Source organism: Kitasatospora sp. NBC_00039, assembly GCF_045160625.1.
GTDB lineage: Bacteria > Actinomycetota > Actinomycetes > Streptomycetales > Streptomycetaceae > Kitasatospora.
In genome coordinates, this window is record NZ_CP108290.1 from 411,754 (window position 1) to 430,439 (window position 18,686).

Here is an 18,686-nt window from a genome sequence, read left to right on the forward strand (position 1 = left end):
GGCCGCCGGCGCTACCGGAACGGCGGCGTCCCCTTCATCCTGACCGCCGGGACGCCCCCGGGCCACCCGGTCACCTGGCGTCCTCGTCGCCGTGCCCCACCGGGTCCGCCACCGCGTCCAGCAGCGCCGCCCCGTTGTTGCGGACGCTGTTGACCGCGGTGGAGACCGCCCGCACCGCGAGTTCGTCGCCGGCCGGGGTGTGCAGCAGCTGCCGCAGCCCGGCCGGGTCGGTGTGCTCCGGGTCGAGCCAGGCGTCCAGGTCGGCCGGCGCGATGGTGAGCGGCATCCGGTCGTGGACGCGGCCCGCGGCGTCGGTGGCGTCGGTGGTGATGATGGTCGCGGTGGTGAGCCAGGCCGCCGGGTCGTCCTCGGGGCGCTCGCGGTCGCGCCAGAACTCGTAGAGCCCCGCCATCACCAGCGGCCCGCCCTCGCGGGGGTGGAGGAAGTACGGCTGCTTGAACGCCTTGCGGCCGTCCCCGGCGGGCACCGGGACCCACTCGTAGTAGCCGTCGGCCGGGATCACGCAGCGGCGCTTGGCGAACGCGGACCGGAACGCCGGCTTCTCGTGCACCGTCTCGGCCCTGGCGTTGATCATCCGCGCCCCGCCGCCCGGGTCCTTCGCCCAGGAGGGGACGAGCCCCCAGCGCACCGGGCGGAGCCCGCGGGCGAGTTCACCCGTCTCGCGGTCCACCCGCTCCAGCACCGTCCACACCGTGTCCGTGGGCGCCACGTTCCAACTCGGCGCCAGGGACTCGACCGGCGTCCATCGGGTGACCCCGAACAGTTCGACGAGGTCCTGGGGGGTCGAGGTGGAGACGAATCGGCCGCACATACCCGCAACTCTGCCACCGTCCGGCCGCCGTGGCGGGCCATTTCGGCCGGGACACCGTGTCGCGGCCGGTGCGGACCCTGGGCTGTCCCCGTCCCGGGCAGCGCCGGGACGGGGCACCTCGGCGCCGAGGCACGGGAAACGCTGCGGACCGAGGGCGAACTCGCCCGCATCGTGGCCGATCTGGGCGCTACGAGGAGGCCGGGGCCGCCCTGCGCTCCGTCCTGGCCGCCCCGGAGAGCGCCCCCGGAGCCTGGCACCCGGACACGCTGGACACCTACCACGCCCTCGGCCGGGTGGCCGCGCGCGCGAAGCGCTGGGACGAGGCCGAGTCGATGTTCCGCACCGCCTGCGACGGACGGGCCGCCGTCTTCGGCACGACCACCCGGCCACCCTGGCCAGCCGAAACCGCCTGGCCTGGACGGTCGGGCAACTGGGCCGGGTCGACGAGGCGGAGACCGACCTGCGGAGGATCCTCGGCATCCGTCGCGGCCTGTTCGGGGACGAGCACACGAGCTCATCGGCGGCCTGGGCTGAGGGGGCCGGTCTATGCGACATCCCGCGAGTTCCCGGAACCTCCGCGGAGTACCTGACCCTGCGGCCAGGGGTTCTTTTCTTCGTCGGGGGCTCGACTTCCCACTGATGTAGCTCCTTCACCGCCTCGACCCCGGCCGCCGGCGCCCTGCGCCCGCTGCGCGACCCGGACGCGCCCGAGCTGGACGAGGACGACGAAGGCGTGGACTGAACGCCCACATCGGGTGACGCGGGCGTATCAGGTGGCCGGGGTGCTCGGAAATCGCAAGCGCCGGCGGGGGAGCTGATGTCAGGCTGCCTGGTGTGTCCAACTAAGCCTTGATTGATGCGGCAGCCCTGGCGGCCTGCTCGATCTTCGCGCAGTAGGCTGCACGGGCTTCCTCGTCGATCTGCTTCTCGAGTTCGGCGCGCAACCCGGTCCGGCCGTCGAGGCCCTCGCGCAGAATATCGGCGTGCCCGGCATGACGGATGGACTCGCCGAGGACATGGACCATGATGGCGAAGAGGTTCGTGTCGGCATAAGGTTCCGGCCACCACGGCACGTGGCCGGGGGCGTCGAGGGGAAGCTCGTTGATCGTCGCGTCCGAGTGTTCCCATGTGCGCCGGTAGAACCCGATGATCTGATCGCGGGTCTCGTCCTCGGTCGCCCACAGATCGCTGCCGTTGGAGTCCTGCCACCGGGGCAGCGGTTCCGGGGAAGGGCGGTCGAAGACCTCGCCGAAGTACCTGGCCTCGACGCTGGCCACGTGTTTGACCAGGCCGAGGAGGTTGGTCCCGGTCGCTGTCAAAGGCCGGCGGGCGTCGTATTCGGACAAGCCGTCGAGTTTCCAGAGCAGCGCCTTGCGGTCCCGCCGCAGTCTCCCCTGCAGGTTGTCTTTCGCGAATTCATCGATCATGCGGCATGAGCCTGCCATGGGCTGCTCGTGGACTCAAGATCCCGTACATGGTCCGGAACGACTGGCAGAGCCGCGGTCTGGCCATGGCCGCCGTTGTTCACGCTCACGGACGGCACTGCCTCGGGGTGAAGAGCGGGCGCCGTCGCCCACGAGCCCAACCATCGCCCGCGCAAGATCCATGGCTATCGGCACCACCGGCTCCTCACCCTCTGCCGGTCGCTCGACGGCAGCCAGGGCGCCCCGGCGGTCCCGGCTCAGCGCAAGGCCCGCCGCGAGTACGAGAATCGCGTCACCACGCTCGTACCGCCCGGACCATGATCAATATCACCGATGACCGCTGTGCCGATGTTCCCCGAGGCCGGTCACCCGCCGTCCTGGTCGTCCACCTCCGACCGCGACCTGCGGGACGGTGCCCCGGCGGCGCGTGTCGGCGAGGAGTTCGGGAAGGGAGTCGTCGAAGTCGGCCAGGCGATCGGCCAGTTCGCGCCAGAACCCCGGGCCCGCTCCGGTGGCGGCCTGCTCCAGAAGCGCGGTGCAGAGCGCCACCCAGGGGTCGCTGACTTGCGGGGCCGAGTGACGTCTGCGGTAGCCGTAGTGCAGGGCCTCCCGGGCGGGCCGGACGGCGTCGAGTGCCGCCCGGTCGTCGAGCACGCGAAGCCTGCGGACGGTGTCGATCCGGTCGAGCGCGAGCGAGGTGCCCGCCAGGCTCGCCAGTGCCGCCCGGGCGGTTGCCGGTCCGTGGGCGATCAGGTCGAACAGCCGGCCGGGCGGCAGTGCGCGGGCCAGGGAGTCGGGGAAGCCGGCGCGGGTCGCGAGCACGCACAGGACCTGCTCGGGCAGGGGCGCCGCCTCGTGGGCGCGGACCAGTTCGGTCCACTGCGGGCTGCCGGTGGGGCCGCACGTGCTGTCCACCACCGCCTGTGCCTCGACGGCCCCGTCGCACCGCCGAAGCTCGGTCACCAGGTCCTCGGCGGGCGGCCGCGGCGGCCGGCGGTCCGCCAGCAGACGCCGTAGTTCGAGGTCGGTCAGGGCCACGCCGTCGAGGTACCGGTCGAGTAGCCCGTCCAGCCCGTGCAGCCAGGCCTGCGTCCCGCGGGCGCGCCCGCGGGCGCCGTAGGCCCAGCGGGCGAACAGCGCCCGCGGTGGGACGCCCGCCTCCCGGAGCCGGTCGACGACGGTGCGGGCGAAGTGCTCCCGGGCCCGGAGCCGCCGCAGCGGGTGTTCGGCCGCCCGGGCCAGCTCGGCGTCGGAGAGCTCCGCGACCAGCGCGGCCAGGGTCTCCGGCGGGGCCAGCACCAGTACCCGCAGGTCGGGGAGTCCGGAGTCGTCGGCCCGTGCCTGCCGGCGGGCGAGGCTCGCGAGCAGGGCGCGCAGGCTGCCGCGGTAGCCGGGCAGGCGGGTCGCGGCGGTGCGCCAGACCTGCGGGTCGGCGCCGATCCCCGCCCGCAGCGCGGTGCCGACGGCGTCCCAGAAGCCCTGCACCTGCCGGTGGTGGTTGTGGTCGTAGGCGTCGACGACCCGGACCAGCAGGTCGAGGCGCGGGGTGCCGTGGAGCAGTTCGGCCGCGGTGGTCCCGGCCAGTACGTGGCGCAGCAGGGACGGCCGCAGTTCGCCGATCCGGGCCAGCCCGGGCCGCCAGGCCCAGTCGGGCAGCTCTTGCTGACGGGCCACCAGCCGGTTGGCCACCCGTGAGTCCCAGGGAGTGAGCAGCGTTGCGGTGAACCGGTCGGGGCAGTCCGGACGCGCGATCAGCGCCCGCCGCTGGTCGCGTCCGAACGGCCGGCGGTCGTGCGCGGCGGCCAGGGCGGGCCAGTCGGGCGGTGCGGCGGCGAGCACCGCGTCGCAGGCGAGCACCGTGCGGGCCGCGCGCAGCCGGTCGACGGGATCGCCGGCGTCGGCGGCGGGCGGCCCGGCCGCCCGCCGGGCCGGGCGGGCGTACGGGCCCGCCAGCTCCTCGGCCGTGGCGGCGATGCGCTCGGCGCCACCGAGCTCCGCGAGTGCGGGGCCGCGCAGGTGGGGCGGCATCAGGGACGCCATCCACCCGAGCAGTGTCACCGCCTGTGCGGCACGCCAGCTCGCGGCCCCGTCGTTCGACCACCAGACCGCCATGTCCGCCCCCGTGATGCCGCCTCGGACCGCCCCTGGCCCGGCGCGCCCGTTCTGCCACGAGCCGCCCCGGACCTACTCTGCCACGGCCTGCCGAGCGGGGTTGCCGCCGGCTATCGGCCACCGGCCACCGGCACCCCGCCCCCGGGACCGCTGCCGCGGCACCGGGGGCGGGGGAGCCACGCGTGCCGCGGCGGGGGTGCGTCAGCGCGTGACGTCCCAGGAGAGCGCGTCGGTGAGCGAGCGCCGCAGCTGCGGGTCGGCGACGGCTGAGGTCGGGTCCGTCGCGACGGCGGTGAGCCGGTGGTGCAGGCGCTTGGGGCCGGTGAGGCGGAGGTCCGAGACGTCGATCGCCGCGCGGTCGCGCAGGGCCGTGACCTCGCGGCCGTCGAGGTACCAGCGCAGGCGGGTGCCGGGGGCGGGGAGGTCGACGGTGAGCCGGTCGGCCGGGGTGAGGACGGTGGCGGCCGGGGTGGGGCTGGAGAGGGTGGTGGCGTAGCGGTAGAAGCCGGCGATCATGGCTTCGCGGCCGGGGAGGTTGAACTCGCGGCCGAGCGATCGCATGATCGAGTTCTCGGTGGGCCGGTAGAGGCCGGCGGGGTAGTAGCCGCCGCCCTCGTACGCGCCGACGGTGCCGCCGTCGGGCGAGGCCTGGCCGAGCCAGCGGTACCACTTGGCGCGGTCGCGGCGCAGCTGATCGGCGGTCAGCGTGGTGATGTTGGACTCGGCGGGCTCCTCGCCCTGGTAGGTGCCCTGGCCGTCGTAGGAGTACTCGTCGGCCAGCTTGCCCAGGGAGTGGCCGGTCTCGTGCACGGCGACCTGCCCGGAGCGTTCGTTTCCGCCGGCGACGGTGGCGATGCCGGAGTAGCCGAGCGGGGAGACGACGTCGTTGTAGCCGGCGCCGCCGTACTTGGCACTGTTGGCGACGACGAGGACGAGGTCCGCCTGCGGGGCCTTGGCGGCGTAGCGGTCGACGGCGTCGGTGTCGACGCAGAGCAGCCGCTCGACGCCGTCGCACCAGAAGTAGGAGCCGAGGGCCGTCTGCCGAACGGTGGCGCGGTCCGGGTCGCCGGTGACGCCCGATTCGGCGGAGACCGCCTGCACGGCCCAGACGTTGAAGAGCGCGCGGTAGGTCGTGTAGGGCTCGACGGCGGTGATCTCCCGCCACTTCTCGGCGGCGTCCGCGAGGAACTTCTCCTGTTCGGCGGCCGTGTAGCCGTCGCCGACCACCACCACGTCGAGCTTGGTGTCGGTGCCTCCGTTGCGGACGATCTGGCTGACGGTGCCGTCGCCCGCGGCCGGTCCGGCGAGTGACTGCGGGGCGGTGTACGGGGAGGCGGCCGGCACCTGGGCGCGGCTGATGCGGCCGTCCTCGGCGAAGGCCTCGACCTGGTGGCCGGCGCCCGGGTGTGCCGTGCCGGCGGCGACGGGGCGGGTGGGGGACGCCTCGTCGGCCGTCGCGGCCAGGGCGGGGAGGGACCAGCAGCAGATGGCTGCCAGGGTCATGACACCGGTGAGGGCGGTGCTGGGGAGTCTGCCGGGACGCACGGGGGGACCTCCGGGGGTGGTGATGGGGCGTAAGGTGCGGGCAAGGAACGTAAGTCGATGGTTAATCAGACTTAATTGATGAGTTAATCTAGGACACCCTCGCGTCCACCACAATGGGCCGGGCGGGAACAGCGGGCATCCGACGGAAGGGAGCGGCCATGACCGCGGGGAGCGAACCGGACGGACTCGGGCCGCGCATCCAACGGCTGCGCCGGGAACGGCGGCTGACCCAGCGCGCGCTCGCCGAGCCGGCCTACACCGCCGCCTACGTCTCCACCGTCGAAGCCGGCCGGGTCCAGCCCTCCGAGGCGGCTCTGCGCCACCTCGCCGAACGCCTCGGCGTCACCTTCGACGAGCTCGCCACCGGCCGGCCCGCCCACCTGGTGCCCGAACTGAAACTCGCGCTCACGGAAGCCCAGAGCACCCTGGCGGACGGCGACACCACCGAGGCGGCCCGGCGCTTCACCGCCGTCCTGGACCGCGCCGCCCGGCACGACATCGACGCCGTCCGGCCCGCCGCCCTGCTCGGCCTCGGCGACTGCGCGCTGGAGACCGGTCGCCTCGACGAGGCCCGGGACCGCTTCGAGGAGGCGGAGCGCCTCCTGGCCGGTGAACCGCTGCCCCGCCGCGCCGCCGCGATCCGCGGCCGGGCCGTGGCCCACCTGCTGGCCGGCGAACTGCGGTACGCCTGCTACCTGCTGGAGACGGCCATCGACCAGCTCAACCGGAGCGGACTGCACGACCCCGACGCGCTGCTCCTGCTGTACTCCGCCGCCATCGGGCCGTACATGGACATGGGCGCGCACGCCCGCGCCGCCCAGGCCGCCGAACTCGCCCTCGCCCTCGCCCCCGGCGCCACCGACCCCGCACTGGTCGCCGGGCTGCACCGCAACGTGGCCCGCACCCTGATCGCCGACGGCCGCGCCGCCGAGGCCGAAGCCTCCCTCGCCAAGGCCCAGGAGCTCTACCAGCGGTTGCGCCTCACCTCCGACCTCGCCAAGTGCCACTGGATGCGCGGCTACGTCCACGCCCAGGCCGGCGACCTCCCGGCGGCGGAACGCGAACTGCGCGCCGCCCGCACCATGCTGGCCGCCCGCCACGCGGAGCTGTTCATCCACCAGGTGGACGTCGAACTCGCGGACGTCCTGCGCCGTAGCGGCCGGCACGAGCAGGCCGGGGAGTTGCTCCGCAGCCTCCTCGACCGGATCGGCCCGGAACGCGGGGCCGTCCACACCGCCGGCGCGCACCGCCTGCTCGGACTCATCGCCGAGGACCGGGACGAACCGGATGCCGCGGAGGAGCACTACGTCACCGCCCTCGCCGTCCTGGAACGCGCCGGAGCGGCGGGCGACCTCGCGGACCTCTGCCGCCTCCTCGGCGACCTGCTGCGCCGCACCGGCCGGATCGAACAGGCCCTGGACGTCTACCGGACCGGCCTCGGCCACCGTGCCGCCCCGGGCACCACCACCCTGGGCCCGGCCCCCGCCGGCCCACCGATCCCGGCACCCGCCCGCCTCGCGCCGGAGCGGTAGTTCACGCTGTGCCGGACGGCCCCTGGGCGGCTGCGACGACGCGGTGGGCGAGCGCCACCAGGTCCGCGACGGCCGGGTGTCCCGGTCCCTCGCGCCAGGCGAGGACGACGGGAACGGCCGGCGCGTCCGCGAGCGGGCGGTAGACCAGCGACGGGTGTGTGTGGTTGCCGGGGGTGGCCGAGGTGGAGACCCCCACGGCGCGGCCCGCGGCGATGGCGATGAGCCACTCGTCGGTGTTGGCCACCTCGATGGTCGCGACGGGCCGGGCCGTCGGCGGCCAGAGGTCCGTCGTCGTGGTGCCGGAGACGGTGTTGAGGGCGACGGGGTGGGCCGCGAGGTCCGCCAGGGTGATCCGGGGGAGAGCGGCCAGCGGGCTGTCGGCCGGCATGACCACCACGCGCTCCTCCGTCAGCAGCAGTTCGGCGCGGAGCCCGGCCGCGGTGACGGCCCCGCGCAGCAGGGCCGCGTCGACCCTGCCCTGGGTGAGGCCGGCCGTGCGGTCGTCGACGCGGAGCAGCTCCAGCGGTACGGCGGGGTGCGTCTCGTCCCAGCGGCGCAGCAACGGGACGGTGTGGACGCCGAGCGCCGCCCAGGTGTGGCCCAGGCGCAGCGGCCAACTCCTCAGGCCGCCGGGGTCGAGGGCGGTCTCGACGGCGGCGACGGCGGCGCGGGCCTTGTCGCGGAAGGTGTGGCCCTCGGCGGTCAGCCCCAGGTGGTGGGTGGAGCGGTCGACGAGGCGGGCGCCCAGGTGCTCCTCCAGCTGGCGCAGCGTGCGGGAGAGTGCGGGCTGGCTCAGGTGGAGGCGGGCGGCGGCGCGGGTGACGTTGCCCTCCTCGGCGATGGCCAGGAAGGCGCGCAGGTGCCGCAGCTCGATGGTCATGCGTCAGGAGCATAACCGCGGCGGATTCGGCATTTCACACGGCGTGGCGGGATTCCTAGCGTGAAGGGCATGACCTCCTCCACACTGCGGACCTCCTCCGCGCCGCAATCCTCCTCCGCGCCGCGGACCTCCCCCGCGTCGACGGCCGCGCCCTTGGCCGTCCTTCGGCACGCCGCAGGGCGCGGCAGTCTCGGCGGCGTCGGTCTGATGCTGGCCGGGGTGGTGTCCGTCCAGTTCGGGTCGGCCTTCGCCGCGCTACTGTTCCCCCGGGCCGGGGCGCTCGGCGCGGTCGCGCTGCGGGTGACCTTCGCCGCCCTGCTGTTGCTGGTCGTCGCCCGGCCCCGGCTGCGCGGCCATGCGCGCGCCGACTGGGCGGTGGCGGGCGGGTTCGGCCTGGCGCTCGGCGGCATGAACATCCTCTTCTACCAGGCGATCGACCGGATCCCGCTGGGCGCGGCGGTCAGCTTCGAGGTACTCGGCCCGCTGCTGCTCTCGGTGGCCGTCTCGCGCAGCGCCGCCGGCCTGCTCTGGGCCGGCCTCGCGTTGGCCGGGGTCTGCCTGCTGGGCCGCGGCGGCTTCGGCGGGCTGGACCTCGCGGGCCCGGCCTTCGCCCTGGGCGCCGGGGCGATGTGGGCCGCGTACATCGTGCTCAACGCCCGTGCGGGCGCCCGCTTCCCGCGGCTGGACGGGCTGGCGATCGCGATGGCCGTCGCCGCGCTGGTCAGCCTGCCGCTCGGGATCGGGGCAGCGGGCCGGACGCTGCTGGAGCCGCAGCTGCTCGGCCTCGGCCTGGTGATCGCGGTGATGAGCTCGGGCGTGCCCTACACCCTGGAGCTGCTCGCCCTGCGACGGCTGCCCGCGGCAACGTTCGCCGTGCTGACCAGCCTGTCGCCGGCCCTGGCCGCGCTGTCCGGCTACCTGGTGCTGGACCAGGGGATGTCGTTGCCGCAGTGCGCCGCGATCGCCCTGGTGGTCACGGCGAGCGCGGGAGCGATCCGCACGGGACGGCGCTGAGCCGATGTCCCGCGGCGGACCTTGCCACCGTTGCTGCCGGACCGGCCGCCTTTGCCGCCGGGCCGGGCCGACCTACCATCAGATCTCGCGCGTCGGGGAGGAAGCCATGCGTCGCATCGCCGTTGTGGGAGCGGGCCAGGCGGGTCTGCAGCTCGGGCTCGGACTGCTCGCCGCCGGGTACCGGGTGACGCTGGTGGCCGAGCGGACGCCGGACCAGCTGCGCGGCGGCCCGGTGCTGTCGACGCAGGCGATGTTCGGCCCGGCGCTGCGGATCGAACGGTCGGCCGGGCTGGACCACTGGGCCGGGGAGGCGCCGGCGGTCAGGTCGGTCGCCTCGGTGCTCGCGGTGCCGCCCGGCGTCCGGGCCCTCGACTTCACGATGACGCTGGACGAGCCGGCCCAGTCGGTGGACCAGCGGCTGAAGCTGGCGCACTGGCTGGAGCTGTTCACGGAGCGAGGCGGCCGGGTGGAATACCGCTCGCTGGATGTCGCCGGCCTGCAACAACTGGCCGAGCGGCACGAGTTGACGGTGGTGGCGGCCGGGCGGGGCCCGCTCGCCGCCCTCTTCGAGCGGGACGCCGCCCGCTCGTGCCACGACACACCGCAGCGGTCGCTGTCCTGCCTGTACGTGCACGGTGTCGGCTCGCCCGACCCGGCGTCCGAACCGCGGGCGCGGATGCACGCCCTCCCCGGCGCGGGCGAGCTGTACCTGCAGCCGGCGCTGACCCTCTCGGGCCCGTGCGAGATCCTGCTCTGGGAGGCGCTGCCCGGCGGCCCGCTGGACGGCTTCACCGATCGCCCCGGCCCCGCCGAGCAACTGGAACGCATCCGCGGCCTCCTGCGCGCCCACCTCCCGTGGGAGGCGGAGCTGTGGACCGGCGCCGAGCCGACCGACGCGGGTGCCGGGCTCTTCGGCGCGGTGACACCGACCGTCCGCCGGCCCGTTGCCCGGCTCGGCGGCGGCGCCGAGGAGGTCCACGTCCTCGGCATCGGCGACGCGCTGGTGGTGAACGACCCGATCACCGGCCAGGGCGCGAACAGCGCCGCCCGGGCCGCCGACGCCTACCTGCGGGCGATCACGGCACACGGCGAGGCCCCGTTCACGCCCGCCTGGATGAGCGACACCTTCGAGCGGTTCTGGCAGCAACATGCCCGCCACACCGTCGACTTCACCACCACGATGCTCGCCGTTCCGGACCACCTGCAGACCGTCTTCGCCGCCGCCGCCCAGCACGAGTCCGTCGCCCGCCGCCTCGCCGACACCTACGCCGAGCCGAGCGACTACGCCGCCTGGCTCGCCACCCCCGAGCTGACCTCGGCCTACCTCGGCACGGTCGGCTGAGCGGGTCGGCCGAGCGGCGCGGCTGAGCGGCGCGGCTTGGTGGGTCGGCTTGGTGGGTCGGCCGAGCGGGTCGCTGCGCAGGGGTGGCCACGCCACGACCGGCAGGCCGCCCATCGGCTAAGAGGACATCTCATTTGGATGGCAAAGTAGGCTGCCGGTGTGACGATCGTGGAGCGTCTCGTCCCGGACGAGTTGTGGGAGCTGTTCCAGTTGGTGGTGCCGGAGGCGCCGACTCGGCCTCAGGGTGGTGGCCGGCGCCGCTACGGGGACAGGGAGGTGTTGGCGGCGATCGTTTTCGTCGCGACGTCCGGGTGCACGTGGGCCCAGTTGCCGCCCTGTTTCGGCTCGTCCGGGCCGACGGCCCATCGCCGCTTCAGCGAGTGGAGCAGGGCCCGGGTGTGGGCAAAGCTCCACCGGGTCCTCCTGGACGAACTCGGTTCCAAGGGTGAGCTGGAATGGTCACGGTGCGCGGTTGACTCGGTCAACATGAGGGCCCTGAAAAGGGGGAGCTGACGGGTCCGAATCCTGTCGATCGGGGCAAGTACGGGTCGAAGATCCATCTGCTCACCGAACGTACCGGTCTGCCCCTGTCGCTTGCGATCTCAGGGGCCAACGTCCACGACAGCCAGGCCCTGGTCCCGCTCGTCGACGCCATCCCGCCGATCCGCTCACAGCGTGGCCCGCGGCGGCGCAGGCCCGGCAAGCTGCACGGCGATAAAGCCTACGACCACCGTTTCATCCGTTCCTACCTGCGCCGTCGGCAGATCCCGGCCCGCATCGCCCGCCGAGGCGTCGAGTCCTCCCAGCGCCTCGGTCGGCACCGATGGGTGATCGAGCGCACTGTCGCCTGGCTCGGCGGCTTCTGTCGGCTCCACCGCCGCTACGAACGCAAGGCCGACCACTTCGCGGCCTTCGCCAGCATCGCCGCAGCCCTCATCTGCCACCGCAGACTCTGCAGATGAGAAGCCATCTCGGGGCATGCTACGGCGAATCAGGGCGATAGTCGTCGTAGTCGCTCCATCCTGAGGATCGGGCAAGCTCTCTCCAGGTCGGCCAGATGCGGCCAGTCACCTGACGGACGAGCTCGCCCGACATCGTGAAGAGCGGTGCCTTGTGCGGCTTACCCAGTGCCTGGCCGACAATGCTGTCGTGGAGAACCGCCGCCGCGTGCAGACGGGGCAGCACGCGGTGGACGCGTTCCGCGTAGCCGTCCGGGAGGGCACTCGGGCCACCGCCCAGATCGAAGCCCGCACCGAGGGCGACCAGCGCAATCTCCGGCCGCTTCCGCACGGCAATCTCACGGTCCATGTGTAGTGCGATCGCGTCCCACACAACTTCCATTCGGTCCGGTGATACTCCCTGCTCGGTCAGAAAGCTGACCGCCAGGTCAGCACCGTCCAGCTCGAACCGCTGGTCACCGTTGCCCTCGGTACTGAGCCCACAGTCGTGCAGGACGCATCCCAGGAAGAGCAGTTCGTCATCGTAGTCGCGGTCCGGCTGCAGACCACGCCGCTCACCGAGAAGGCGTCCATAGAGGTAGGTGCGCAGGCTGTGATTGAAGATCGCGGCTGGGACCAGAGCCTGAGCATGTCGGAGTGTGTCGCGCGCAAGTTCAGTTGCCGGGAAGGCCAGCTCGCCGTACTCGTTGTTCACAAGGTGGCTCGCTTGTTCGGGCGTGGCCGGGGACAGTTCTGCTCCCGTAACCCGACGGGCGCCAAGCATTCCGTGATGATCACACCTCGCAGGCTACCAAGGCCAAATGAGATGACTTCTAAGATCACGCAGCCCATCGGGGCGTGCGTTGCTGGGGGACGGGGTGGGGACGAGCAGATGACCGACGGTTCCGTGGTGGCCGACAAGGACACGAAGGGTACGGCCGCCCAGGTGGTGACGGCACTGCTGCTGATCGGGGGAACCCTCGGCGGCCTGTGGGGGCTGGGCGTCCTCGGCGACGCCACGCCGCACAGCGACAAGCCGGCCACGTGCAACGCACCCCGGCCGACGGACGCGCCCGAGTATCCGGCGCTCTGTGCCGCGCTCAACCGCCCCGATCTGCCGACGCTGCTCGGCACGCCGACCCAGCGCGTCTCGGTCGCGCAGTCCGGCGGCGGACCGTTCAGCTTCCCGGACGGGACGAAGAAGTTCGACGCATCGGCGCAGGTGCAGCTCGGCTCCGTCTACGTCCGCATCACGGACAACCAGGACCTCTCGGTCAAGGACATCGCAGCCTTCACGAGCCCGCCGGCCCTGGCGACCTCCGTCCTCGGCCACCCCTCGGCGACCTACGCGGACCACACGATGGCGATCACCCTCAATTTCAACGGCAAGTCCAGCACGGGGCCCGGCGGCATCGCCCGCCACCTCGTCGTCGCCAAGGCCCCCACGTCCGGCGGTGGGTCCTTCGAACTCGCCATCTGGCGCCAGGACAGCACGCCCCCGGACGAGACGGCCCTGTTCCGGATCGCCTCGCAGGTCCTGCCGACCCTGCCGACCTGGGTCGCGGGACCGTAGGCCCCCGCGCTCCTCGGCGCCGAGCGGGAAGATCCGGAGTCGGCGCGGCCGTTCGTGCCCCGGGCCGGCCCTTGGTGCCCCGGCGCATGACGAAGCCCCCGGGACCCGGTCCCGGGGGCGCGCGGGCACTCGCGTCAGCGGGCGAGCGGGCCGGGCAGCAGGGGCCCGGTGACGTGCTTGGTGTCGTCGTCGTCCGAGGTGAGCGTCGTGGTGATCGAGCCGGCGCCCCAGGAGAGCACCCCGAGCACGATGAACGCGATCAGCAGCCCTCGCCCGCCGCCGCCCAGCACCAGAGGGCGGGTCGCCGAGACCGGGCCGCCGGGCACCGAGCCCGGCTCGTCGCCGAACAGGTACTTCGGGTAGGCGGACGTGAGCATCAGAAGGTACGCCGTGTACCGCATCCGGTAGCGCAGGATCGCCGCCGTCGCCTCGAACAGAGCCTGGGGCATCCGGCCGAGGACCAGCACCACCACCCAGCTGATGAGCGCGACCGTCCACCACCCGGTATAGATCACGCTCTGGATGATCATCGCGGGGATGGCCAGCACGATCCGGAAGAACACCGCGAGCCGGTTGAGCTCACCGGGCCGCAACTCGACCTGGACGGGGTGGTCGGGGGTGCGGAACGCGAACGGCGGATAGCGGTCGTGGGTCAGCAGCAGGTAGGCGTTGACCCGTGTCTCGTACGGCACGTAGCCGGACAGGTAGTCGGCGGCGAAGACCGGCAGCCGGCCCAGCACCAGCGCGCCGAACCAGCCGATCACCGCGACGAAGAACGCCACCACCGACAGCACCCAGACCACCACGAACTGGGGGATCAGCAGGATGAGGCGCACCAGCACGGTGAGCCGGTTCTGAGACCCCGGCGCGGGCATGTCCAGCACCGGCAGCCACTCGTTCGTGGACGGTGCGGGGGCGGGGGGAGCCTGCGACATCCGGGCCTCCAGGTCTCGACGCCAGGCGGACGACGGTGAACCCGCCGTGTGCTCCGAAGATCGCAGCCGACCGCCCTCCCCGCGCGTTGCGCTGCGCCGGGCGGGGGATCGGAGGACGCGACCGAGGCGGGCAGGTCCGGCCTCCGGATTGATCGCACAAGGTCATCGGACGGTCGGAGAGCGCCCAGGGGAGAGCAGTTTCGGGCAATGCGCCTTCCGGCGGGACCCCGGGGGGCAGGATCACCCGAAGGCGGCAGTCCCTGCCGCCGATGTGTCATGCCTCGGCCATGCAGCGCTCACGTGCGGGGGTGCCCGGTTGCCAGCCAACGACCACGACGACCACCACCACGACAACGGCCACCACGACAACGGCCACCACGACAACGGCCCTGACCACGGTGGCCGCAGCCACGATGGCCGCAGCCACGACGACCGCCGTCATGGCGGCCGCAACGACCGCGACGACGCGTACGACGCCCACCAGGACCACCTCGACGGTGACTTCGCCGACTACGAGGCGGACCACGACGACCTCGCCGACTTCGCCGCCTTCCTGCGGATCTCCGCCGAGCTGACCGGCTTCGACGAGACCGAGCTGCGCGCCACCGGCATGGCCCACGAACACCACCGCACCGTGCTGGCCCGCCGCGCCCGGGACGAACACGGGCTCATCCACCTCTGGTACGTGGGAGCCTGGCCCGGCGAACTGCCCTCCTCGGCCCGCGCCCACGACCAGGGGCTGATGTGGCGCACCTTCCACGGCACCCCGCCGGGCGCCACCGCGCCCGGCTACGGCAGCTGAGCCGAGACCCCGTAGCTGGGCGGCGACCGGTGAGCCCGCGCTGGGACGCCGTCGTCGTCTCGCCGCAGTCGATGTCTTCCTCGCCGACCGGGCCGACGAGATCCGGGCCGACGAGATCCGGACCGGCGAGATCCGGACCGAGGAGAACCGGGCTGCGGCCCGGGCCGCGTTCCTGGCCGTTCCGGTGTTGCGGCGGTGCTACGCACCGGCCGGCCCGCAAGCCAACGAGTTCTTCATCCTGCGCACCCGGCTCCAGCCCCTCGGCGCAGCAGCTCCCCCGGCGCCGAGTCGCTCCGCTGTTCGGGTGAGGCCGGGGCGGTGGAGCGTCGGGCCCGGGCGCGCCACCGCACGATCCCGCGGAGCCGCACTTCGGCGGGTGAGGCGCGGCGGGCAGCCGGGGGCCCCGACTCCATGAGGGCGAAGGCCTGTGGTCATACCGTGCAGGATCCGGGAACCCCGGCAGAATCGAATGTGGACCGCTTCGTCCGCGCCCCCGTCGCCCCGGTACCGCCGGTCCCCCTGCTTGCATCCGTACCGCCCAGTTCAGAGGAGCACCCCATGCCCGACTTCCATCCGGAGCACGATCGTCTGGTCGTCAGGCCGATCGGGGAACCCGCCGCGGACGCCGACACCCGTAAGGGCGAGGTGGTGGCGGTGGGACCCGGCCGGCCCCTGGAGAGCGGCAAGCCGCACCCGGTGGACGTCAAGGTCGGCGACCGGATCGTCTTCGCCACGTTCTCCGGCTCGGAGATCGAGGTCGAGGGGGAGACGTACCTGGAGGTCCCCGAGGACGAGGTCCTCTCGCTGTCCGCCGAGTAGGAGAGCCTCATGACCGAGCAGCCGAAGGCCCGGATCGGCGTCACCGGACTGGCCGTGATGGGCCGCAACCTGGCCAGGAACTTCGCCCGCCACGGCTACCGTGTCGCCGTGCACAACCGCACGCAGGCCAGGACCGACGCCCTGCTGGAGGAGTTCGGCCACGAAGGCGAGTTCGTCCCGGCCGCGTCGCCGGAGGCTTTCGTCGCGGCGATCGAACGCCCACGCATGATCGTCATCATGGTCAAGGCGGGTGATCCGACCGACGCGGTCATCGACGAGCTCGTCCCGCTGCTCGACGAGGGCGACGTGCTGGTGGACGGCGGGAACGCCCATTTCCTCGACACCCGACGGCGGGAGTCCGCCCTGCGCGAGCGCGGGCTGCACTTCGTCGGCAGCGGCATCTCCGGCGGTGAGCAGGGCGCGCTGGAGGGGCCCAGCATCATGCCGGGCGGCACGGCGGAGGCGTACCGGTTGCTGGGGCCGCTGTTGGAGAACATCGCGGCCCAGGTCGACGGCAGGCCCTGCTGCACGCACGTCGGACCGGACGGTGCCGGCCACTTCGTCAAGATGGTCCACAACGGCATCGAGTACGCGGACATGCAGCTGATCGCCGAGGCGTACGACCTGCTGCGCCACGCCGCGGGCATGCAGCCGGCCCAGATCGCCGAGGTGTTCCGCACCTGGAACGGCGGGCGGCTGGAGTCCTACCTGATCGAGATCACCGCGGACATCCTCGCCCACACCGACCCGGAGACCGGGCGGCCCTTCGTCGACGCCGTGCTGGACCGGGCCGAGCAGAAGGGCACCGGACGCTGGACGGTCCAGACCGCGCTGGAGCTCGGTGTCCCCGTCGGCGGCATCGCGGAGGCGGTCTTCGCCCGCTCGCTGTCCGGCGGCGTGCCCCTGCGCGAGGCGGGCCGCGGCCTGCCGGGACCGACCGAGACCTGGCTCGACAGCGCGGCCTCCGACCGCTTCGCCGAGGACGTCGAGCAGGCCCTGTACGCCTCCAAGATGGTCGCGTACGCCCAGGGCTTCAACCAGATCCAGGCGGGCAGCGCGGAGTACTCCTGGCAGATCGACCCGGGCGCGATGGCCGCCATCTGGCGCGGCGGGTGCATCATCAGGGCCCGGTTCCTCAACCGGATCAAGGCCGCGTACGACGAGGACCGGGAGCTGCCCACCCTGCTGACCGACGCCCACTTCAGGGAGGCGCTCGGGTCCGCGCAGTCGGCCTGGCGGCGGGTGGTCTCGACGGCGGCGCAGCTGGGAGTGCCGGCGCCGGGCTTCGCAACCGCGCTCGCGTACTACGACAGCCTGCGGGCGGAGCGGCTGCCGGCCGCCCTGATCCAGGGGCAGCGGGACTTCTTCGGCGCGCACACCTACCGGCGGGTCGACCGCGACGGGGTCTTCCACACCCGCTGGGAGGAGGCGGACCGCCCGGAGGAGAAGCGCTGACCGGGCCTCCTGACGCGTGCCACGGCCCCACCGGGTTCGCCCGGTGGGGCCGTGGCACGCGGGTGCGCGGGTCAGCCGGTGGTGACGACCATCCGGAAGCGGGCGGCGCCGGCGAGCATCCGGTCGTAGGCCGCGGTGATCCCGTCGAGCGGTACCGTCTCGACCATCGGGCGGATCCCGTGGAGCAGGCTGAACTCCATGGTGTCCTGCACGTCCCGTGCGGTTCCCGAGGGGTGGCCGCGGATGATCTTGCCGCTCATGAGCAGCTGGTTCGGGCTGATGCCCAGCGGTGCGGCGTCCGCGCCGATCACCACCAGCTCGCCCCGGGTGGCCAGACCGTCCACGGTCGCCGTGATGGCCTCGGAATTCGCCGCCGTTCCCAGGACCACCTGTGCTCCGCCGAGCGACTGCAGCGCCTCCCCGACGCCGGCGCCCGCCGTGCTGTCGACGTAGTGGTGCGCGCCGAGCTCCTTGGCGAAGTCCGCCTTGGCGGCCCCGCGGGCGATGGCCACGGTCTCGAAGCCCATGGCGACCGCGTACTGCACCGCCAGGTGGCCGAGACCGCCGATGCCCAGCACCGCGACCAGATCGCCCGGCTGGGCGGAGCTGCGCCGCAGTCCGTTGAACGTCGTGACGCCCGCGCAGCCCAGCGGGGCCGCCTCGGCCGGCGACAGCCCGTCGGGAATCCGGGCCAGGGCGTCCACCGGTGCGATCACCGCGTCGGCGTACCCCCCGTCGTAGGCCCAGCCGGGCACCTTCAGGGCCTCGCACACGATGAAGTCGCCCTGTCGACAGCGCCGGCAGTGCCCGCAGCTGCCGCCGAACCAGCCGACCGCGACCCGGTCGCCCACCTGCCAACCGGAGTGGACGCTCTCGCCCGCCGCCTCGATGCGGCCCGCGATCTCGTGGCCAGGCACCAGCGGGAACCGAACGCCCGGCAGGAGGGCGTCCACGAAGGCGGCGTCGCTGTGGCAGATCCCGCACGCCTCCACCGCCACCCGTACGTGGCCCGGGCCCGGCTGGGGTACGTCACGCTCGACGATCTCGAAGCGACCGCCGGCGGCCGGGACTTGTGCGACTCGATAGGTACTCATCCGGATCTCTCCCAAGCACTGGCACGACCAGGTACTGCTACCGCATCCCCCGCAGAAGGCATTCCCGCGCCCAGCACATCAGCTTCGGCTCGATCGCGCACGGCGGGCAGCGGGCTGTGGAGGCACCGGTTCGGCCGTTCACGGCTGCGCGCCTGTGCCGAAAGCTCCAGAGTCGTACGGCTCCGCCTGGAAGCCATCGCCCGGGGAGACCCCGTAGTCGGCGAGGACCAGCTCCGCGACCGCGTGCACGGGCGCGGCGGTGGCGTACAAGCGATTCGATGTCCATGAATCCATGTGAGCCGTCAGCGCTGTCGGGCTGGTGCTGCATCCGCAACGTGATTGCGGATATGCGATCGAGGCGGTCGCCACCTGGGCGCAGGCGTTCGCAT

The 18,686-nt window shown here is 73.1% G+C and carries 17 protein-coding genes and 1 pseudogene; 10 read left to right on the top strand and 8 right to left on the bottom strand.

What is annotated here, in order from left to right:
• Positions 1 to 70: 70 nt before the first annotated feature.
• The gene (locus tag OG286_RS38040) at positions 71 to 832 is read right to left on the bottom strand and encodes an SOS response-associated peptidase (protein ID WP_331741682.1); all 762 of its coding nucleotides are present in this window, start codon (positions 830 to 832) and stop codon (positions 71 to 73) included.
• A 68-nt stretch (positions 833 to 900) separates the two neighbouring features.
• Here OG286_RS38040 and OG286_RS38045 point away from each other — a divergent pair.
• A pseudogene (locus OG286_RS38045) lies at positions 901 to 1,176 on the top strand (tetratricopeptide repeat protein); the annotation flags it as partial.
• Between the two features lie 47 nt (positions 1,177 to 1,223).
• The gene (locus OG286_RS38050) at positions 1,224 to 1,472 is read left to right on the top strand and encodes a tetratricopeptide repeat protein (RefSeq protein ID WP_405366120.1); all 249 of its coding nucleotides are present in this window, start codon (positions 1,224 to 1,226) and stop codon (positions 1,470 to 1,472) included.
• A gap of 202 nt (positions 1,473 to 1,674) precedes the next feature.
• On the opposite strand, the gene OG286_RS38055 is transcribed toward OG286_RS38050, so the two are convergent.
• The 3 genes from OG286_RS38055 to OG286_RS38065 form a co-directional block, all read right to left on the bottom strand.
• A complete protein-coding gene (locus OG286_RS38055; protein ID WP_331741685.1) occupies positions 1,675 to 2,259 on the bottom strand; it encodes a DinB family protein in 585 nt (194 codons plus the stop codon).
• Between the two features lie 324 nt (positions 2,260 to 2,583).
• Positions 2,584 to 4,368, bottom strand: a complete 1,785-nt coding sequence (locus OG286_RS38060; RefSeq protein ID WP_331741688.1) for a hypothetical protein — start codon at positions 4,366 to 4,368, stop codon at positions 2,584 to 2,586.
• 201 nt (positions 4,369 to 4,569) lie between these two features.
• Positions 4,570 to 5,871 (bottom strand): M64 family metallopeptidase, encoded by a 1,302-nt coding sequence (locus OG286_RS38065; RefSeq protein ID WP_396325874.1) that lies wholly within the window; start codon positions 5,869 to 5,871, stop codon positions 4,570 to 4,572.
• Between the two features lie 200 nt (positions 5,872 to 6,071).
• On the opposite strand from OG286_RS38065, the gene OG286_RS38070 reads away from it, so the two are divergent.
• Entirely contained in the window at positions 6,072 to 7,445 is a 1,374-nt protein-coding gene (locus OG286_RS38070) for a tetratricopeptide repeat protein (RefSeq protein ID WP_331741694.1), read from the top strand.
• A gap of 1 nt (position 7,446) precedes the next feature.
• Here OG286_RS38070 and OG286_RS38075 read toward each other — a convergent pair whose 3' ends face one another.
• Entirely contained in the window at positions 7,447 to 8,325 is an 879-nt protein-coding gene (locus tag OG286_RS38075) for a LysR substrate-binding domain-containing protein (RefSeq protein WP_331741696.1), read from the bottom strand.
• 69 nt (positions 8,326 to 8,394) lie between these two features.
• Here OG286_RS38075 and OG286_RS38080 point away from each other — a divergent pair, with 69 nt between their 5' ends.
• The 3 genes from OG286_RS38080 to OG286_RS38090 all read left to right on the top strand — a co-directional run bounded on the left by OG286_RS38080 (position 8,395) and on the right by OG286_RS38090 (position 11,643).
• Entirely contained in the window at positions 8,395 to 9,339 is a 945-nt protein-coding gene (locus OG286_RS38080; RefSeq protein WP_331741698.1) for an EamA family transporter, read from the top strand.
• A gap of 106 nt (positions 9,340 to 9,445) precedes the next feature.
• Complete coding sequence (locus OG286_RS38085; protein ID WP_331741701.1) at positions 9,446 to 10,681, top strand: styrene monooxygenase/indole monooxygenase family protein; 1,236 nt, start codon at positions 9,446 to 9,448, stop codon at positions 10,679 to 10,681.
• Between the two features lie 165 nt (positions 10,682 to 10,846).
• A protein-coding gene (locus OG286_RS38090; RefSeq protein ID WP_331742658.1) for an IS5 family transposase occupies positions 10,847 to 11,643 on the top strand; the annotation gives its coding sequence in 2 pieces (ribosomal slippage) (positions 10,847 to 11,183 and positions 11,183 to 11,643; 798 coding nt in all).
• Between the two features lie 19 nt (positions 11,644 to 11,662).
• Here OG286_RS38090 and OG286_RS38095 read toward each other — a convergent pair.
• A complete protein-coding gene (locus OG286_RS38095; protein ID WP_331741704.1) occupies positions 11,663 to 12,334 on the bottom strand; it encodes an HD domain-containing protein in 672 nt (223 codons plus the stop codon).
• A gap of 177 nt (positions 12,335 to 12,511) precedes the next feature.
• Between OG286_RS38095 and OG286_RS38100 the strand changes: the two genes are divergently transcribed.
• Entirely contained in the window at positions 12,512 to 13,192 is a 681-nt protein-coding gene (locus OG286_RS38100) for a DUF6215 domain-containing protein (RefSeq protein ID WP_331741707.1), read from the top strand.
• 134 nt (positions 13,193 to 13,326) lie between these two features.
• Here OG286_RS38100 and OG286_RS38105 read toward each other — a convergent pair whose 3' ends face one another.
• Positions 13,327 to 14,127 (bottom strand): DUF4389 domain-containing protein, encoded by an 801-nt coding sequence (locus tag OG286_RS38105; protein WP_331741711.1) that lies wholly within the window; start codon positions 14,125 to 14,127, stop codon positions 13,327 to 13,329.
• Positions 14,128 to 14,443: 316 nt separating this feature from the next.
• On the opposite strand from OG286_RS38105, the gene OG286_RS38110 reads away from it, so the two are divergent.
• The 3 genes from OG286_RS38110 to gndA all read left to right on the top strand — a co-directional run bounded on the left by OG286_RS38110 (position 14,444) and on the right by gndA (position 17,203).
• On the top strand, positions 14,444 to 14,929 hold the full coding sequence (locus OG286_RS38110; RefSeq protein ID WP_331741714.1) for a hypothetical protein: 486 nt from the start codon (positions 14,444 to 14,446) through the stop codon (positions 14,927 to 14,929).
• 558 nt (positions 14,930 to 15,487) lie between these two features.
• Positions 15,488 to 15,748: a co-chaperone GroES gene (locus tag OG286_RS38115; RefSeq protein ID WP_331741717.1), complete on the top strand. Its 261-nt coding sequence runs from the start codon at positions 15,488 to 15,490 to the stop codon at positions 15,746 to 15,748.
• Between the two features lie 9 nt (positions 15,749 to 15,757).
• A complete protein-coding gene (gene gndA / locus OG286_RS38120) occupies positions 15,758 to 17,203 on the top strand; it encodes an NADP-dependent phosphogluconate dehydrogenase (protein ID WP_331741719.1) in 1,446 nt (481 codons plus the stop codon).
• A 71-nt stretch (positions 17,204 to 17,274) separates the two neighbouring features.
• Here gndA and OG286_RS38125 read toward each other — a convergent pair whose 3' ends face one another.
• Positions 17,275 to 18,297: an alcohol dehydrogenase gene (locus OG286_RS38125; RefSeq protein WP_331741722.1), complete on the bottom strand. Its 1,023-nt coding sequence runs from the start codon at positions 18,295 to 18,297 to the stop codon at positions 17,275 to 17,277.
• Positions 18,298 to 18,686: the final 389 nt, after the last annotated feature.